Origin of the sequence: Pontibacillus sp. HN14 (assembly GCF_021129245.1) — a bacterium.
GTDB lineage: Bacteria > Bacillota > Bacilli > Bacillales > BH030062 > Pontibacillus.
Genome location: NZ_JAJOLR010000003.1, coordinates 315,816 through 331,760, shown reverse-complemented (window position 1 = coordinate 331,760; position 15,945 = coordinate 315,816). Strand labels below are relative to the sequence as shown.

Below are 15,945 nucleotides of genomic sequence, written 5' to 3'. Positions count from 1 at the left end.
TTGGAACAACCATTAGTCTCAGGAATTTTGATTTTTTTTACACACACCCCTCCTAAAGACTGGTTTTGTGTTAAGAAACGGTAAAATTGGAAGTGAGCTCTCGAGAGATATGGTACTTTTACGTTGTGGTTATACAACTTAGAAGGAGTGAAGGGACTTGAAGAAATCGGGGATTATTCGAATCGTTATGATTTGCTCATTAGTGCTCACATTTGTGCCTGTAAAGCAGGTAGATGCGGTTACCGAAAAAGATGTGGTCATTAGTGAGATTGCTTGGATGGGAACAACGAGTAGCTACAATGATGAATGGATAGAGCTATCTAATAACACAAGTGCTAACGTGTCTCTAGAAGGTTGGACGTTGGAAGCTCGCGATGGTTCGCCAAGTATCTCGTTATCAGGAACAATTTCTGGTGATGGATCGTTTATCTTAGAGCGAACAGATGATACCACCGTTACAGAGGTAGCGGCAGATATGATTTATGCAGGCTCGCTAAGCAATAGTGGTGAGGTGCTCGAGCTTCGGAATTCATCAGGTGTACTGATCGATTCTGTAGACAAATGGTACGCAGGTGACAATTCGTCTAAATCCACCATGGAGCGAGCGAAGCTTCAAGGCAATGGAACGGATCAAGCGAGTTGGGCGGACGCAACGGATACATATAGTGGAGGATATGGGACCCCTTCTGTGCAAGGTGAAGAACTGCTGTGTGATTCAAAGGAGCACATCAATCAGGTATCGAATGAGGTTGGCGCGATCAATGTATACTTTAACAAATGTGCTTATGGGAAGTATGCGACAAGTCAAAATACTGCTAATTACAATGTGAACCTGGAAGACCGATTGATACAGCGTATTGAAGGGGCGACAGAATCAATTGACATGGCTACGTATGAGATAAATCTTCCTGGAGTCATTGACGCACTAGTCCGAAAAGCGGCTCAAGGTGTAAATGTTCGAGTGATTGCTGATGCGAAAGATGGAAGTGATCCCCATTATACAGAGCGTTATCAAACCATGCGCCTTTACCTAGAACAACTTGTCCGCGGCGAAGACGGAATAGTAGGAACCAACGATGATGTGGAGGTTTTCTCCGATTCCATTATGCTAGCTGTTGAAGACCCTGTGCTTCGTGAAGAGTTTGGGTTAACAAGTACTCCAGTTGGTATGAAAGATGTAACCGTTGAGGTGGGTTCAGGAACGTTGTCAGGCTATAATTTAGCTGGTGGGGAAGAGAAGGCCCCTGGCAGTTTCTATTCGCCCGGAAATCAAATGCACAATAAATTTGCTGTTATTGATGGGGAGTGGGTATTTACTGGAAGTTGGAATTTTACCGTTACAGGTTTGTATGGAACAGAAGATAATCGAAAGAATGGTGTTTTAGGTGGCAATACCCAGCACGTTGTAGAACTTCATTCGAGTGAATTAGCTGCGATTTATAAAACAGAGTTTGATGAAATGTGGGGTGCATCTGGTATGGTACCCGATCCGGCTAACTCAAACTATCATGGAAGAAAGACAGACAATACCCCGCATACCGTTACCGTTGGTGGAAGAGAAGTAGAAGTTTATTTCTCTGCAGGAGATGATGCGGTAGGCCACATGGCTGACGTTGTGAAGAATGAAGCGGACTATGGGGCATATTTCACTATATTCGCATGGTCTGATCAAACGCTTGTAAATGAACTGAAGAATAAATGGGAAGGGAGTTATAATGACTTAGAGGGGTCATTAACTGGTTTTGATGTAAAAGGGGTGTATGACGAAGGATTTTGGAATCAATGGTGGTCTGCTTCCATTGAAATGACAGGTCGTACAGCTTCTCAAACATCAACCAATAATCCTAATGTGCGCTGGAATCATGCAGCCCCAGTTTACGAGGATAATGAAGATCGTAAGCTTCACAGTAAGACGATGCTTATTGATCCTACTCACTCAGAAAGTGATCCAACAGCTATTATTGGTTCCACGAACTGGAGCACAAATGGGAATGACATTAATGATGAGAACATGTTATTTATCCACGATGCACAGATTACGAATCAATTCCTGCAAGAGTTCTATGCTCGATATGACGCTGCAGGCGGGATACTTCCGGTTCAATAAACATCCGTAGGAAAGCACTTAGAGTTAAAGAACTCTAAGTGCTTTTGTTTATGAAAACCTCCTTTCAATCGATCCTCATCATTGGTACAACCCTTATTGCTCCATCCCCTGTGGAATATTATGTTAAGATCAGAACGTAAACCGTCAAAAAAAGGAGTGTGGGGACCGTGATATTTGAAACGGAACGAATACGATTCAGAAAGCTTGAGAAAGATGACATGGAAATCCTTCATCGCTGGCAAAATGATACGACTGTTCACACGAATATGAGCACGTCGATTGATCTCTATAGTATGGAAGATGTGGAAAAGTTCTATGAGAGAATGAAAGATTCCCGTAGCTATATCATTGTGGAGAAAGAAAGCGATAAGGAAATCGGGAGTATCACGCTCGTTCGCGAGAATAACCAACAGCAAAACGCTGAGTTTCTCTTGTTAATTGGAGAGAAAGAGTATTGGGGAAATGGGTATGGAAAAGAAGCCCTTCTGCTATTCCTTAATTTCGTCTTTATGGAACTGAACCTGCACCGTATCAGCCTGAAAGTCTTCTCCTTTAATGAGAAGGCGAAGGGGATGTATGAGCGTATGGGCTTTAAAGTAGAGGGGCAATTACGAGAAGCATTTTTCCGAAATGGAAAATGGCACGACCTGTTTATTATGGGAATGCTCCAGGACGAATACATGGCGTTGTATAAATAAGGCACTCGGCACTTTCGCGAAAGAGAAGCGAAAGTGCTTTTTTTATTTTAGGGAAGGTACTTCTTTTCTCCGAAGTATATTTTAGAAGGGGAATAATTGGATATATATGCTAAAATGAGAGGATAAGAGCTTCTCCGTTTGGCAAGCACCAAGAGAGCATCTGATAGATTGACATATCAAGAGTATAGGAGATGGGTAACATGAGGATGGATCGATTATCGCCAGAGAAAGCGGCTGGTTTGTTTGTAGATGCATTTTATCCAAAGTGTAAGGCTGCGTTGTTGGCTGGAAGTACGGTTCGAGGGGAGGAAACGGAGAAGTCGGATTTAGATATTATTATTTTTGATGATACGCGGCTAGCTTCGTACCGAGAATCTCTCATCGCTTATGAATGGCCTGTTGAAGTATTTGTATACAGCTTGAGTTCCTATCAATCATTTTTTGAAAGAGATGTAGAACGAGCGCGTCCGTCTTTGCCCCGAATGGTGGCGGAAGGGGTTATCATAAAAGGATGGGATGTGGTAATGCCGATCAAAGCAGAAGCAGATTATCTTTTAAATCTTGGACCGGAGAAGTGGACAGAAGAAACGATTCGAACGAAGCGTTATTTCCTCACGGATACGCTGGATGATTTCATAGGAAGTCAGGACAGGACGGATGCCATGTGTGTATCGTGGACGCTAGCGGATAAGCTTAGTGAATTTGTGCTCCGGACGAACAGAAAATGGATTGGATCTTCTAAGTGGATGATTCGCTCTTTGAAAGACTATGATCCTCAATTTGCGACTCGTTTCATCGATGCGTTTGACCGTTTTTATACATATGGGGATAAAGAGAGCGTTATTCAGCTGACAGAGGACGTGCTGCAGCCTTTTGGTGGCAGGCTGTTTGAAGGATTTGTGCTGGGGGAGAAGGAGTAAAAGAATAAAGGGGGACTAGGATGTTTTATAAGGAATACCGGGAAGAAGAGGCACATGAGAAACACTACCCTGTGCGTCGCAGGAAAGCTGTACGAGCCGTGATCTTGAAGGAGGATAAAATCTTACTGATTAAGACGAATCAAGATATTTATGCTTTTCCAGGTGGCGGGGTTCAATCAGGTGAGCGAGATGATGAAGGGGTTATCCGGGAAGTGGCTGAAGAAACCGGTTATACTGGATGCGCGGTGCATGAGAAAGTTGGGGCGGTCGTTGAGAGTAACGTCGATCATAAAAAGACCGACCAGTTATTTGAAATGGTTTCTGACTACTATAGGTGTGAACTCATCCATGAGAAAAAGGTTCCGCAACAGTTAGAGGATTATGAGCAAGATGAAGAATACGATCCTCAGTGGGTGAAGATTGAAGATGCGCTCAGACAAAATGAATCAGAAAGAGGGGCTCAAGAGGCGCGGTGGCTCAAGCGGGAAATCTTTGTCCTTAAAATGTTACAAAAGCAGTTAACGGAGGGGACTCGATGAGGAGTTATGAGGAAATGATGGCTCTCATCTTAGGACGTGCCGAAGAAGATGAGGCCATTCGACTGGTTGAGTTAAACGGTTCAAGGGCGAACCCATGGGCAGAAGAGGACCGGTTTCAGGATTATGACATTGTCTACTACGTGGAAGAACTCGAGCCGTTCTTGCATGATCCTTCCTGGATTGACGTTTTCGGAGAGCGGATCATCATGCAAATGCCTGACTTGAACGATGGTCCTCCGCGAGACGGAAAGTGGAAGCGGTTTGCTTATTTGATGCTGTTTGAGGATGGGAACCGGATTGATTTGTCTCTAGTTTCCCTGGACCATCTTGATTCTCATCTGCAAAATAAGGACTACCGTAAGATCCTGTTAGATAAAGATAACCGTATTCAGCGTTCCGTTGATACCGTCAGCGACCCCTTTCTGATTCAAAAGCCCACCCAACAGGACTTTGACAGATGCGTCAATGAGTTCTGGTGGGTGAGCACCTATGTGGCTAAAGGGTTGTGGAGAGAAGAGCTGACGCTTTCTAAGTACCTAATGGAAGAGCCTGTCCGGGATATGCTGATCCGCATGTTGTCCTATAAAGTTGGCATTCGGACGAACTTTCTTGTGGGGGCCGGAAAAGGTGGAAAAGACCTTCAGAAATACTTAGAGAAGGATGAGTGGACTCAGCTTGTCCACACTTATCCAGACGGGGACTATGAAAACATGTGGCAGGGGTTATTTAGAATGTGTGACTTGTTTGAAGAAACTTCAGAAGAGGTGGCTGAGGAGCTAGGGTTTACGATCTCCACAGAGGGGCAACGGGTCAGGCCGTATCTCGAACGTGTTCACAACCTCCCGAAAAAAGGTAGTCAGTCTTAGGCTGACTACCTTTTTTGTATTACGGGAGCTCAGTGGTCACGTTATAAAGCTTGTTCTGGTAAAGGTACCGGGCGCCATCCATCGGTTCTGTATAATAGCCAACGGTTAAAACGACACGGTCGTTCCTTGTGAAGTCGAGGTGAAGGTCCGGCATCTTCATATCTGCATTCGATACATCCTGAGTACGACTGCGGCGCAAATCCGTTAAAAGACGATCAATGGTCTCCTGATCTGTGATCGTAAACTGTAATTCCCCTTCTTCTGATCCTATTTTGTTCTCATACGCTTTAATCGATGTCGCATTCACACCCTTGAAGGCCTCATTCTGACAAGCAGAGAGGACAAGAACACCTAGCAACAACGTAAGAAATACCCGTATCTTCATAAACATCCCCCTTTATTATCCCCGTTACAAGAGTAGACGAAGAAGGAAGGAGGGAAGTTACACTTTATTGCAGTACAGAAGTGCAGGGTGTCAGACACCCTTTAGTATGCTAAAGCATTTCGCTTCCTACGATTGTTTGGCGTCTTGGATGATCCAGTGGGCTGCGTCGTATAGGGTGGGGAAGGTGGCGTTTGCGACTCCGTATTCTTCGCCGAGGAAGACAGTTTTCGTGCCGACGTTCTGGCCTGCTTCAATATCAGGTTCCCGGTCCCCTACCATATATGAAGCGGACAGGTCGATGCCGTGTTCTTTTGCGACATCTTCAATCATTTTACTGCCAGGCTTTCTGCACGCACAACCTTCTTTTGGTTTGTGGGGGCAATAGCACACTTCGTCAATTTCAGCTCCGAGCTTCTTTAATTCATTCACCATATACTCATGAATGTCCTGAAGCTCTTTTTCCTTCATATAGCCTAAGCCCACTCCTCCTTGATTCGTAATGACCGCAATTAAATCAAAGAGGCCTGAATCGTTCAGCATTTTAATAGCTTCTGGCACCCGGGGAAGGAAATGAAGATCCTCCCGTTTATTCACGAATTTTACACGGTCTGTCAGAACTTCGTTGATGACTCCGTCTCGGTCTAAAAATACAGCACGCTTTGGCATTATCGATCCCTCCAACTGTGGTTTACCTCGTAGTATACCCAAACCCTCCCGACATAAAAAAAGCAAAGCCAGAAAAGGCTTTGCTTAGGAAGAGGATACGGCAGTGGGATAGCGTTCTTTAAGGCGATCCCCTAAATACGTGGCAAGCTGAAGCATTCCGTATACTCCTGACACTGCTTCTGCATCACTATTGTAGTTGGTGTTCGTGTTCACGTCATACGTATAAAGATTGCCGTTATGATCTTGTATGGCTTCAATGCCAGCTACTTTAATGTTGTTTGAAAGAAGGAAGGACTCGTATGATTGGATAATGGGATCACTATACCCTTCAAGAATTTCAAACTTTGCGCCACCTGTTTCTTCAGATCCGGTTGGGCAATAGAGATCGTCAATCGTGCACGCATCAGCCGGGCACAATTCAAAGCCTTCAGACGTATCAACTTTTACTGCATAAAGGAATTTTCCTCCGACGAATTCGTGACGAACGATATAAGGTTTAGGAGCTTCGATATATTGCTGTACAAGCGTAATGCCGTCGACAGGTTCTTCAAATGAATCCCCGTACACATATTCCTGAAGAGCTTCAATAGAATGGAACAGCTGAACGCCTTGCCCTTTGCCGGCACGATTATGCTTTGTAATAAAGGGTGCCAAGTCCAGCTGTTTGGCTGCTTCAATAATTTGATCTTTCCCGACAGCTGTGATGGTCTTCGGTGTCGTAATCCCTTCTTGGTTTAACGCCATATACTGATTTACTTTGCTGAGCTCAAGTCGCAAAGCACGGCTTCCATTTACAACCGTACGATCGTGGCGTTCGAGCCAGGCCAGAACAGCTTCTGTAAACTCCGGTGCGAAGCGGTGATCCCGAGTGTGAGAGGATGCGCTCATTCTATTGTAAAAGATGCCTTCTGGTGGTTCCTTTGAGAGATCAATCGTTCCCTGATCTAAATGCCATAATTCAAAAGGCAATTCTAGTTCTTCTAAGCGGTTCGTTAAATGATCTGTCCATTCATCATTTTCGTGTAAGACGTAAATCTTTGTCATTGTGGTACCTCCTTGAAGTGTGTGCGTTTCTCTTCTACGAGTGGCATAACATCACGACTGAAGCGCTCCATTTCTTCTAGCTGCGGGGAGCATTGAAGAAGGAGAAGGTCGAGCCCAGCTTGTTCATATTGAAGGATGCGCTCAGCGATCGTTTCTGGCGTGCCGATGAGCTTCGGGCGTAGTCCTCGGTTAGAGACCGAGTAATCTTGCAGGTCTACTTGTTGCTCAAGCTGCGACTTACTCGTGAAATCCTGGTAGCCTGCATAGGCCCCTGAGTCTTTCACGTTTGTGATTCGATTTAATTCTTCAAGCGCTTCTTCTTCTGTATCTCTGCAAATGACGTAAGCGGCCATTCCAAACGATTGGAGCGGTTCATGCCCGCTTAAAGATCGCCGTTCTTTCATATCGTTAATCTTTGTTTTTATTTCATCTACGGTGCCGCCGTGCATGACGTAGGCGTCGCAGTGATTTACGATGGTTTGTTTTCCTCTGTTGCTCTCCCCACCTGCATATAGTTTCGGATAAGGCTTTTGGATAGGCTTTGGATGAAGGTGCGTGTTCTCGATAGAATAGAAGTTGCCGTTATAGCTGACGGGTTCTTCTTCAGTCCAAAGGGATTTTAAAACCGTTAAGAATTCATCGGTTCGGTCATATCGCTCATCATGAGCGGTAAAGGAGCCTCCGTACTGTTTGGCTTCTTCCTCCCACCAGGCGGAAACGACGTTTAGTGTGAATCGGCCACCTGAGATCCTGTCAATATTGGCGGCCATCTTAGCCGTGATGGCTGCATTGTGAAAGTTTGGCCGGACCGCTGCCATAATCTCCGTTTTCTCTGTCACAGCAGCCAAAGCTGCTGCAGTCGTCCAAGCTTCTAAGGAATCCTGATCGGTTCCTTTAATATCATTTAAATACAACTCTGCAATAAGCGTTGAATCAAACCCTAATTGTTCGCCTTGTTGCACGACCTTTTTCGCATAATCGAATGTAGGAGGCATACTCTCATGCTCCACATTACGCAACCAGCCGCCAAAGATCGGTAACCAATATCCGTATCTCACCTGACTCAGCTCCTCTTTGTAATAGTATATCAGATTAAACAACCCTAGTTACTCGGAATTAAGAAAAAAGCGTCTAAATTCCTTCTATATATATGAAGGAATGATTGAAAAAACCCCTCTACTTGTCTGATTGACGAGAAGAGGGGTTGTAAGGGTGTCCCGCTCTCTCATCTTGTTTGGAATTGGCACGGTATTCACATCAGAACCCGTTGCCGAGGTTTCAAAGGGCCAGTCCCTCCACCTCTCTTGATAAGAAGAGTTAATTTTCGAAATTTTTGTTGGTTATTATATTACGCTGTTGTATGGAAGATGTCAATAAAAAGGAAGTCCAATCTTTCATATTAGACGTTCGTATATTTTCAAGTACTGCTCCTAGGTATAATTTCCTATTCAAAATGGGGTCTTCCTTCCTGATTCAGGATGATGAAATGTTTGATAAACTAATACTAAGGAAATATTTTTTCAATTTTCTGCATCTTCGTTGATCACATACAACTAGTCCACTATGGTATGGAGGAATCTGGGTGAACATTGGGAGAAGAATTAAATACGTAAGGCAATTACGTGGTTTATCACAGAGTGAACTTAGTGTTGGAGTTGTTTCAGCTACTCACCTTAGCAATATTGAGTCAGGTAAGTACGTTCCGTCGAAGGATATTCTTGTGCTCTTTGCAGAACGGCTTGGGGTGGAGGAGGACTACTTGTTTAATTACGATCAGAAAGATCAGACGATAATTGATCTGATAGTAGAACTGAAAGGTGCGGTCATTATTGGTGATGCCCCTAGAGTAGGGAATCTGTTAGATCGTTTGGAATCTTTAGAGAAGCAAGTCGTTAAGGGCATGTATACTGAATTGCTATATGCACTTATTAAAGGAGCCCATCTAATGAAAACAGGAGGCAATTCAGATGAATTGTCTTCGATTCAGCTATTAGTTAATCTTTATGTAAAAGAAGATGAGAAGATAGACGATGCGGTGCTTTTGTCGTTCTATGATTACTATTACGGCTTTTATCATTTTCAACATAATCATTTACAAAAAAGCTTAAAACACTACAACAGGCTCGTAGCGCAAACTCATGATGAATTAGAAAAAGGCCTATTCTTCTACAATATCTCCTTGTTGCATAAGCACAACAGAGAGTATTATAAAGCGATTGATGCAGCGAAAGAATGCCTTGATGTGTTCCAAAAAAAGCTCGAATGGGATCGGTTAGGCGAAACGTACAACATGATCGGGGCTATGCATTGGGAGATGGATGAGTGTGAAACGGCAATGGAGTATCTCCTTAAGGGGGAGAAGATTGTTTCCATCACGAACAATGAGAAGTTAAAAAGCCGCATTCATCATAATTGTGGACTGATTAATAAACAACTGGGTGATTACGGGGCGGCCATCTATTATTTCAGGAAGTCGATAGAGACTAAAATAGAGAGTGGAGACCTGCACAATATCGTTCTTCCCTACCGTTCCTTAATCGGAAGTTTAATAGACCGTGATAAGATTGAAGAAGCTAAACTCGTTCTTGATCACGCACGCGAGCATTGCCAGTCTGAACAGGATCAGTACTTTTTAAAAGAATTAGAAGCCTTTATCTTTGAGAAAGAGGGAAGATTTGAAGATTTTGAACGCTGCATGAATGACTTAATAAAAGAATTAGAAAAACGCGACTACCACTTTAAATTAAAAGGACTCTATGAACGGCTTGGTGATTATTATTATAAGAATAGGAAATATAAATTAGCTGCTTCTTATATGAAGAAAGAAATTCAGTTAAGCTCCGTCTAAGCCATGTAGTGGAGTCCATTTAAGTGGATAACTATAAAGCGTTGCAAAACTTTCCCGTAAAACCGGCAATTTTATTGAGTGTTTTTGTAATGTTTTGTTTTATCTCTTTATTATTCAAAATAATCAAAAATTTATGTATGATGTTTATAGATTATTCAAGGAGGGCTTATCGTGAAAAAGTTAACTACTGTAGTAGCAGCTATTCTATTGACGCTAGGTTTTGGGATCTTTCAGGGAGGATTCGATATGGCTGGTGAAGAGTCTGACGTAGCCGGGTTAAATGACGAAGAGGTAGTTAGCTAAAGTCTCCCCCTTTAGCTAAGAATCAACTATAAATTATAGAGCGCATAAAGGGACGCATGGTTCATAGTCAGGGTGGATCTCTGAAATGAAACCAGTCCCTTTTTTGTTGCTCAGCTTCATTCACGTGAGTCTATAACTACTGTTGATCAACAGTAGTTATAGACTTTTTTATTTTAGAGGAAAAAAGGGGGGGATAGAGCCTGGATTTAAGCGAGGTTTTTGCATCTGAACCTTTGTCTGTAGACAAAGGTTCTAGCGATATTGAATGGATTAAGGGGCAAAAATCTGTAATATTCGGCATAGTAGTAAAACTATTCAAAAAAGTTAGAATATTTTGTATGATTAAGTCAGTTCAAAAGTACAACCGATTTACATACGAGGTTGCTACTTGAAAGGAGGAGTACTCATGAAAATCGAAGTGAAAAAGACTGAAAAACTTAAACCAACATTCATGCCATACGGTGGCTAATCTGAAAGGGTAATTCGCTTTACCAATCTTTAATAAAGGAGGACGTCTACATGAAAATTGAAGTCAAAAAGACTGAAAAACTTAAACCAACATTCATGCCGTACGGCGGCTAATCTGAAAGGGTAATTCGCTTTATCAATCTTTTAAAAAGGAGGTTTGTCTTCATGAAAATCGAAGTGAAAAAGACTGAAAAGCTTAAACCAACATTCATTCCATACGGTGGCTAAACCTTAACGCGTAGTTAGCACGACCAATCTTTATAAAGGAGGTAATCTTCATGAAAATTGAAGTGAAAAAGACTGAGAAGCTTAAACCAACTATTCTTGTTCCACCTCCGTACGGTGGCTAATTCGAGAATATACTTAATGGCATCAAAAAAAATAAAGGAGGCGTTCTTCATGAAAATCGAAGTAAAGAAGACTGAACAACTGAAGCCGACAGTTATTCCACCTCCATATGGTGGCTAAGGCCCGCCTTGTGAAGCGGAAGGTCTCTGCTCCAGTTCAATAAATAGGAAGATCGATCACAGGGCCGTATATGAAAATGTACGGCCCTATTTCTATCAATAGGAGGGGTTAGAATGAATGAAGCCTTTAAAAGAACATTAAGACCGGTGGTGCAGTTAGAGGAAGCGATAGAAGTTGGGATGAATGAGCAGCGTACTGAGATCAATGATCCAGATGGATTGGTTTACCGACTAACCGAGCTTTTGGATGGCAGTCGTACAAACGAAGAAGTTGCGACTAGGTTAGGGATTACAGAGGAAGAAGTAAATGAGGCGATCGAGGCCCTTGATGGACTTGGATTTATTGAATCTGTTGAAGTCCCAAACTCATTTCTTGATTCTGAACTTGAGCGATATGAAGCCAACTTGAACTATTATTCGAGCTATTCGAATCTGTCAAAAAGTAAGTATGACTATCAACGTAGTTTAAAGGACGCTAAAGTAGCCGTTATTGGTCTAGGAGGCGGGTGTCTGACGACAGCTTATTTCGCAGGTCTCGGTGTAGGGGAAATTCGGGGTGTAGACTTTGACACAATCGGACGCAGCAATTTGAACCGCCAGTTTATCTTTAATGAAGAGGATGTAGGTCGGTTAAAATCAGAAGTTGCGCAGGAAAAAGTAGAAAAGATCAATCCTGATGTGAAAGTGAAGATGTATAACCGGGAAATTACGTCCCATCATGATTTGTTAGATATCATTGATGGCTGTGACATCGTTGTAAGCATGATCGACACACCTGCGATCGTGGCCAATAGATGGGTGAACGCTGCTTGTTACATAAAAGGAATTCCGTTTTATCAAGGGGGATTCCTGAATAAAATCGTGATGTGGGAGCGGCTCGACCCTGCTAGTGGTTCTTGTTATGATTGTCGTCTTATTAACGGGCTCGCTCAGGAAGACACAGAAGAAAGCCGCTTAAGAGCCGTGTATAACCAAATTTTCTCAAGGAGGAATACCGGCTTTGCTCCCCATGTTTCGATGCTTACCGGTTTCTTTACTTCTGAAGTGGTGAAATACCTAACAGGATATGCGGCATTATCAAAGCCCTATTCTCAGTTAAATACAGAAACGATGGAACTGAAGCAGAGTGATTTTGAATTTACCAGGGTGCCGAATTGCCCTACTTGTAGTCAAGACTACATCGAGGAGATCTCAACCTTAGAAGACCTTATCGAATGCGCGAAGGAAATGAGGGTCGTCCATGGGTAACCTGGTGAAAGAGCATTGTCTCGATTGTACCCACTTATCCATCCAGCAGGACGGGGAGGAGTACACAATTGGCGATCCGGTCATCGGAGAGTTCATTCGTGTGCCAGAGGTAGCGGCAGATGTTGTAAGAGGGTTCGATGGGGAGAAGACGATTGAAGAAGTGAAAGAGAGTGTGGAGGCGAAATACGGTGAAGAAGTCGATGTACTCGATTTTGCTGAAACGCTCCTTGAAATGGGCCTTATACTCAAAATAAATGGTGTTTTATTAAATGAAGAAGTAGATCGTGAGGTAAATCCAGGTCTGCAGAAGGCAGGTAGCATCCTTTTTAGTAAGCCATTTATGGTGCTCTACACCTTGTCTGCCATAGCGGCTATCTTTCTCATTGCTTATTCTCCATCCCTATTCCCGAGCTTTAGAGATGTCTTCTTGTTTGAATCAGTCGGTCTCAGTGCGATGATGATCTTAATCACCATATCGGCTACAACGATTATTCATGAGTTTGCCCATGTACTAGCGGCCAATAGGTTAGGTGTAAAAACAAAGGTTCAGCTAAATTTACGCATGGTCTTCCTTGTGGCAGAAACGGATATGTCAGGACTCTGGTCAAGGGCCAAAAAAGAACGGTATACGCCGTACTTGGCTGGGATGGCTTGGGATGGGGTTATGATTTTAACCTGTCTTTTAATAAAACTTTTCGTGCCAATCGCGTTTATCGCATCCTTTGCCCAGATGGTCACGTTCTTTCTCTTATTTGGGGTCATCAGTCAGTTTGTTATCTTCTTAAGAACGGATATGTACTTCGTGCTGATTAACTGGGTGAACACATCAGCGCTTCATGAGCATAGTCTTGTGTTCTTACAGAAGATCTTCCTTAGTAAACGTCAAGACGAGTGGCAACGTTTAGCCCCTCATGAGAAGAAGCATGCGAAGTGGTTTTCGTTGCTTTATATGTTCGGAGGAGCTGTAGCGACCTTTTTATTCGTTTACTTTCAGATTCTCCCGTCCCTTTACGGGTTGCAGCAGGCGTATGAGAATATTACACAGCATGCGTTAACCAACCTCTATTTCTGGGATGGAATTCTAGTCGTGGTAGCGCTCTTGATTCAAGTAGGGGCTTGGTTAATTGGACTGCGCACAGCGCGAAACGAACGCCAGGCGAATCAGGCGGTCAGTGCTTAACAGAAGGAGGAAGGGGCCGTTTAACCAATCGCTCCTTCCTCTTTATTTATGCTTAAGGGGACTCTGGTAGAGTGGCCAAGAGGGAGAAATATGAGCCGATCGCTTGAACCCAGTTCCCAGTCGTTTCAAGCGTTTGTGCATCTCGCCCTTTTAACTCCTGTCCTTCAGCGATCGCCTGCAGGCTATTCCCGATCATTTGAAGGAGATCTCCGTAAACAGCATAAAGATTAAGTAGTACTCGTTCTTCGTTCAGGTCATCAGCAAGGGACGTCCCACTTCCTAAGGCTTGGAGGAGGTTCCCTTTAATAAGGAGAGTGAGGCTCGTTTCTCTCTGTACAGGGAACAACAATCCGCTCACAACTGTTGAATTCCCTGTGGCTTGAATCATGTTTCCTAGTTTATTTAACGTGAAGGATTCCTCCGTATCAGCAAGGATCGCGCTACCTGTTCCTTGAAGAACATTCCCTGTGACATCGAGATCTTTAGCGAGAGAAGAGGGAAGCTTGAGGGAAGGGGTATTTCCAAGTGCAGCCAAAGTAGTCCCGATCGCAACGACCCAAGCTCCAAACACTTCCTTCTCCATACCCCTCACTCCTTTTATAGTAGTGTAAACAGGAAGGTGTGAAGATGTGACAAGAAGCTCGTAATCTATGCATATGCGGAGGTACGCGAGGCTTTATCCCTTGGATAAATAATGAAAAAGGAGTTGACTTTACCTGCTAGATTTCGTATTATAATAAGTGTCTTACCAAGTTGTAAGATTACATATGTCCCAGGATTCTGTAGCTCAGCTGGGAGAGCGCCACCTTGACAGGGTGGAGGTCGCTGGTTCGAGCCCAGTCAGAATCATACGCGAAATCCCTGGAGCCTCTTGGTTCTGGGGATTTTTTATATGAAATAAGGAAGCACCAGAACTGTCCCCGCGCTTCCACATTACTTTTAAAGGAGCTGTATTTAAGGATGGAGGAAAATAGATTTTTGAAACTAATTGGTGGTAAGACCTTTTTTTACATAGTAGCTTTCTTTCTTTTTGTTGGAGTAACCATTTATATATACACTAAAATTTCATTTATCTTTTATCCACTAGCGGTCATTTTATCTACTATAGTACCTCCAATAATCCTGGCATTCGTAGCCTACTATTTATTAAATCCAATTGTAGATTTGCTCGAGAGGTTAAGGATTAAAAGAATTTGGGGAGTCATCATTCTTATTCTAGGCTTTAGTGGTGCTTTAACTGGAATGATCTTGTTAACTGCTCCATCTATCGAAGCGCAGATCAAAGATTTAGTTCAAACCTTCCCTGATTATCTAAAACAGCTAGGAGATACGGTGACTCAATGGGTACAAAGTTCATTTTTAGGTCCATATTATGATGATGGTTATAACTGGGTAATGGAAAGGTTAAGTGAATTGCCACAATTAATTGGAACTTATATTTCTAATGGTTTTCAAGGGGTACAGAATGTCGCTAGTACGATTACAAATACGATTGTGTCCATTGTAACCTTTCCATTTATCTTATTTTTCTTATTAAAGGATGGTAAAAGGTTTCAACGTTTTGTCATTAAATTATTTCCGCCGAAATTTAGAGATGATACGAAACAAATCTTAACTAATATTGATATTCAAGTTGGGTCCTATATCCAAGGGCAGATTATTGTCGCTACTGTGATTGGCATTCTATTATTCATTGGTTACCTGATCATAGGTCTTGATTATGCATTTACATTAGCCATTATTGCCGCAGTCACAAGTGTTGTACCCTATTTAGGACCAACAATTGCAATTATTCCAGCTGCTATCATTGCCATTGTTAGCTCCCCATTTATGTTTATAAAGCTAGTCATTGTATGGATCGCAGTCCAATTTTTAGAAGGGAATTTCGTTTCTCCGAATATCATGGGTAGAACTATGAAAATTCATCCATTAACGATCATCCTTGTTTTAATGGTTGCGGGTAATTTATTTGGTGTTGTCGGTGTGATTCTTGGTATTCCGGGCTATGCAATCGTAAAGGTAATTGGTTCTTATCTTTTCTATAAGTTTAAGCAACGATATAACCAGTATTACGGGGAAGACCGTGGATATTATGAAATGGAAGAGTAAGTATGGTTTTTAGTAGAACCTTCCCCGTGCTTTCGGAAAGAAAAAAGAAAGAGCCTTATAAATAGGCTCTTTTTTGTAAATTAAAAATCAAATTATT

15 protein-coding genes, 1 tRNA gene and 1 riboswitch are annotated in these 15,945 nt (G+C 42.7%); of the genes, 11 read left to right on the top strand and 5 right to left on the bottom strand.

Translation table 11 applies throughout. The features are described from left to right. Positions 1 to 157 precede the first annotated feature (157 nt). The 5 genes from LQ226_RS12875 to LQ226_RS12855 all read left to right on the top strand — a co-directional run bounded on the left by LQ226_RS12875 (position 158) and on the right by LQ226_RS12855 (position 5,130). On the top strand, positions 158 to 2,107 hold the full coding sequence (locus LQ226_RS12875) for a phospholipase D-like domain-containing protein (RefSeq protein WP_231418361.1): 1,950 nt from the start codon (positions 158 to 160) through the stop codon (positions 2,105 to 2,107). 167 nt (positions 2,108 to 2,274) lie between these two features. Continuing rightward, the gene (locus LQ226_RS12870; RefSeq protein ID WP_231418359.1) at positions 2,275 to 2,805 is read left to right on the top strand and encodes a GNAT family N-acetyltransferase; all 531 of its coding nucleotides are present in this window, start codon (positions 2,275 to 2,277) and stop codon (positions 2,803 to 2,805) included. Positions 2,806 to 3,005: 200 nt separating this feature from the next. Further along, positions 3,006 to 3,725 (top strand): nucleotidyltransferase domain-containing protein, encoded by a 720-nt coding sequence (locus LQ226_RS12865; protein ID WP_354665927.1) that lies wholly within the window; start codon positions 3,006 to 3,008, stop codon positions 3,723 to 3,725. A 20-nt stretch (positions 3,726 to 3,745) separates the two neighbouring features. Next, the gene (locus LQ226_RS12860; RefSeq protein ID WP_231418358.1) at positions 3,746 to 4,264 is read left to right on the top strand and encodes an NUDIX hydrolase; all 519 of its coding nucleotides are present in this window, start codon (positions 3,746 to 3,748) and stop codon (positions 4,262 to 4,264) included. Beyond that, entirely contained in the window at positions 4,261 to 5,130 is an 870-nt protein-coding gene (locus LQ226_RS12855) for an aminoglycoside 6-adenylyltransferase (protein ID WP_231418357.1), read from the top strand. The genes LQ226_RS12860 and LQ226_RS12855 overlap by 4 nt, the downstream gene beginning before the upstream one ends. 19 nt (positions 5,131 to 5,149) lie before the next feature. Here the strand turns inward: LQ226_RS12855 and LQ226_RS12850 are convergent, their stop codons facing one another. The 4 genes from LQ226_RS12850 to LQ226_RS12835 form a co-directional block, all read right to left on the bottom strand. Beyond that, positions 5,150 to 5,515 (bottom strand): hypothetical protein, encoded by a 366-nt coding sequence (locus LQ226_RS12850; protein WP_231418355.1) that lies wholly within the window; start codon positions 5,513 to 5,515, stop codon positions 5,150 to 5,152. Between the two features lie 126 nt (positions 5,516 to 5,641). Then, positions 5,642 to 6,181, bottom strand: coding sequence for a D-glycero-alpha-D-manno-heptose-1,7-bisphosphate 7-phosphatase (locus LQ226_RS12845; RefSeq protein ID WP_231418354.1), 540 nt, complete (start codon positions 6,179 to 6,181; stop codon positions 5,642 to 5,644). Between the two features lie 84 nt (positions 6,182 to 6,265). Further along, complete coding sequence (locus tag LQ226_RS12840) at positions 6,266 to 7,225, bottom strand: ATP-grasp domain-containing protein (RefSeq protein WP_231418353.1); 960 nt, start codon at positions 7,223 to 7,225, stop codon at positions 6,266 to 6,268. Continuing rightward, the gene (locus LQ226_RS12835) at positions 7,222 to 8,283 is read right to left on the bottom strand and encodes an LLM class flavin-dependent oxidoreductase (protein ID WP_231418352.1); all 1,062 of its coding nucleotides are present in this window, start codon (positions 8,281 to 8,283) and stop codon (positions 7,222 to 7,224) included. Before LQ226_RS12835 ends, LQ226_RS12840 begins: the two co-directional genes overlap by 4 nt. Positions 8,284 to 8,447: 164 nt before the next feature. Beyond that, positions 8,448 to 8,539: riboswitch (SAM riboswitch) on the bottom strand. A gap of 268 nt (positions 8,540 to 8,807) precedes the next feature. On the opposite strand from LQ226_RS12835, the gene LQ226_RS12830 reads away from it, so the two are divergent. The 4 genes from LQ226_RS12830 to LQ226_RS12820 all read left to right on the top strand — a co-directional run bounded on the left by LQ226_RS12830 (position 8,808) and on the right by LQ226_RS12820 (position 13,739). Continuing rightward, complete coding sequence (locus LQ226_RS12830; RefSeq protein WP_231418351.1) at positions 8,808 to 10,073, top strand: helix-turn-helix transcriptional regulator; 1,266 nt, start codon at positions 8,808 to 8,810, stop codon at positions 10,071 to 10,073. A gap of 171 nt (positions 10,074 to 10,244) precedes the next feature. Next, on the top strand, positions 10,245 to 10,376 hold the full coding sequence (locus tag LQ226_RS21000) for a hypothetical protein (protein ID WP_255688580.1): 132 nt from the start codon (positions 10,245 to 10,247) through the stop codon (positions 10,374 to 10,376). A gap of 1,049 nt (positions 10,377 to 11,425) precedes the next feature. Beyond that, on the top strand, positions 11,426 to 12,559 hold the full coding sequence (locus LQ226_RS12825; protein WP_231418350.1) for a ThiF family adenylyltransferase: 1,134 nt from the start codon (positions 11,426 to 11,428) through the stop codon (positions 12,557 to 12,559). Then, complete coding sequence (locus LQ226_RS12820; protein WP_231418348.1) at positions 12,552 to 13,739, top strand: PqqD family protein; 1,188 nt, start codon at positions 12,552 to 12,554, stop codon at positions 13,737 to 13,739. Before LQ226_RS12825 ends, LQ226_RS12820 begins: the two co-directional genes overlap by 8 nt. 52 nt (positions 13,740 to 13,791) lie before the next feature. Here the strand turns inward: LQ226_RS12820 and LQ226_RS12815 are convergent, their stop codons facing one another. Continuing rightward, the gene (locus tag LQ226_RS12815) at positions 13,792 to 14,322 is read right to left on the bottom strand and encodes a DUF6944 family repetitive protein (protein ID WP_231418347.1); all 531 of its coding nucleotides are present in this window, start codon (positions 14,320 to 14,322) and stop codon (positions 13,792 to 13,794) included. Positions 14,323 to 14,515: 193 nt separating this feature from the next. Here LQ226_RS12815 and LQ226_RS12810 point away from each other — a divergent pair. Together LQ226_RS12810 and LQ226_RS12805 are read left to right on the top strand one after the other, a co-directional pair. Further along, positions 14,516 to 14,588: transfer RNA gene (locus LQ226_RS12810), tRNA-Val, on the top strand. A 111-nt stretch (positions 14,589 to 14,699) separates the two neighbouring features. Beyond that, on the top strand, positions 14,700 to 15,848 hold the full coding sequence (locus LQ226_RS12805; protein ID WP_231418346.1) for an AI-2E family transporter: 1,149 nt from the start codon (positions 14,700 to 14,702) through the stop codon (positions 15,846 to 15,848). Positions 15,849 to 15,945 lie beyond the last annotated feature (97 nt).

Excerpts from the sequence above, each read along its gene's own strand:
- LQ226_RS12840 (WP_231418353.1), bottom strand. The coding sequence starts at position 7,225 with ATGACAAAGATTTACGTCTTACACGAAAATGATGAATGGACAGATCAT.
- LQ226_RS12865 (WP_354665927.1), top strand. The coding sequence starts at position 3,006 with ATGAGGATGGATCGATTATCGCCAGAGAAAGCGGCTGGTTTGTTTGTA.
- LQ226_RS12805 (WP_231418346.1), top strand. The coding sequence starts at position 14,700 with ATGGAGGAAAATAGATTTTTGAAACTAATTGGTGGTAAGACCTTTTTT.
- LQ226_RS12845 (WP_231418354.1), bottom strand. The coding sequence starts at position 6,181 with ATGCCAAAGCGTGCTGTATTTTTAGACCGAGACGGAGTCATCAACGAA.
- LQ226_RS12860 (WP_231418358.1), top strand. The coding sequence starts at position 3,746 with ATGTTTTATAAGGAATACCGGGAAGAAGAGGCACATGAGAAACACTAC.
- LQ226_RS12820 (WP_231418348.1), top strand. The coding sequence starts at position 12,552 with ATGGGTAACCTGGTGAAAGAGCATTGTCTCGATTGTACCCACTTATCC.
- LQ226_RS12815 (WP_231418347.1), bottom strand. The coding sequence starts at position 14,322 with ATGGAGAAGGAAGTGTTTGGAGCTTGGGTCGTTGCGATCGGGACTACT.
- LQ226_RS12855 (WP_231418357.1), top strand. The coding sequence starts at position 4,261 with ATGAGGAGTTATGAGGAAATGATGGCTCTCATCTTAGGACGTGCCGAA.
- LQ226_RS12825 (WP_231418350.1), top strand. The coding sequence starts at position 11,426 with ATGAATGAAGCCTTTAAAAGAACATTAAGACCGGTGGTGCAGTTAGAG.
- LQ226_RS12850 (WP_231418355.1), bottom strand. The coding sequence starts at position 5,515 with ATGAAGATACGGGTATTTCTTACGTTGTTGCTAGGTGTTCTTGTCCTC.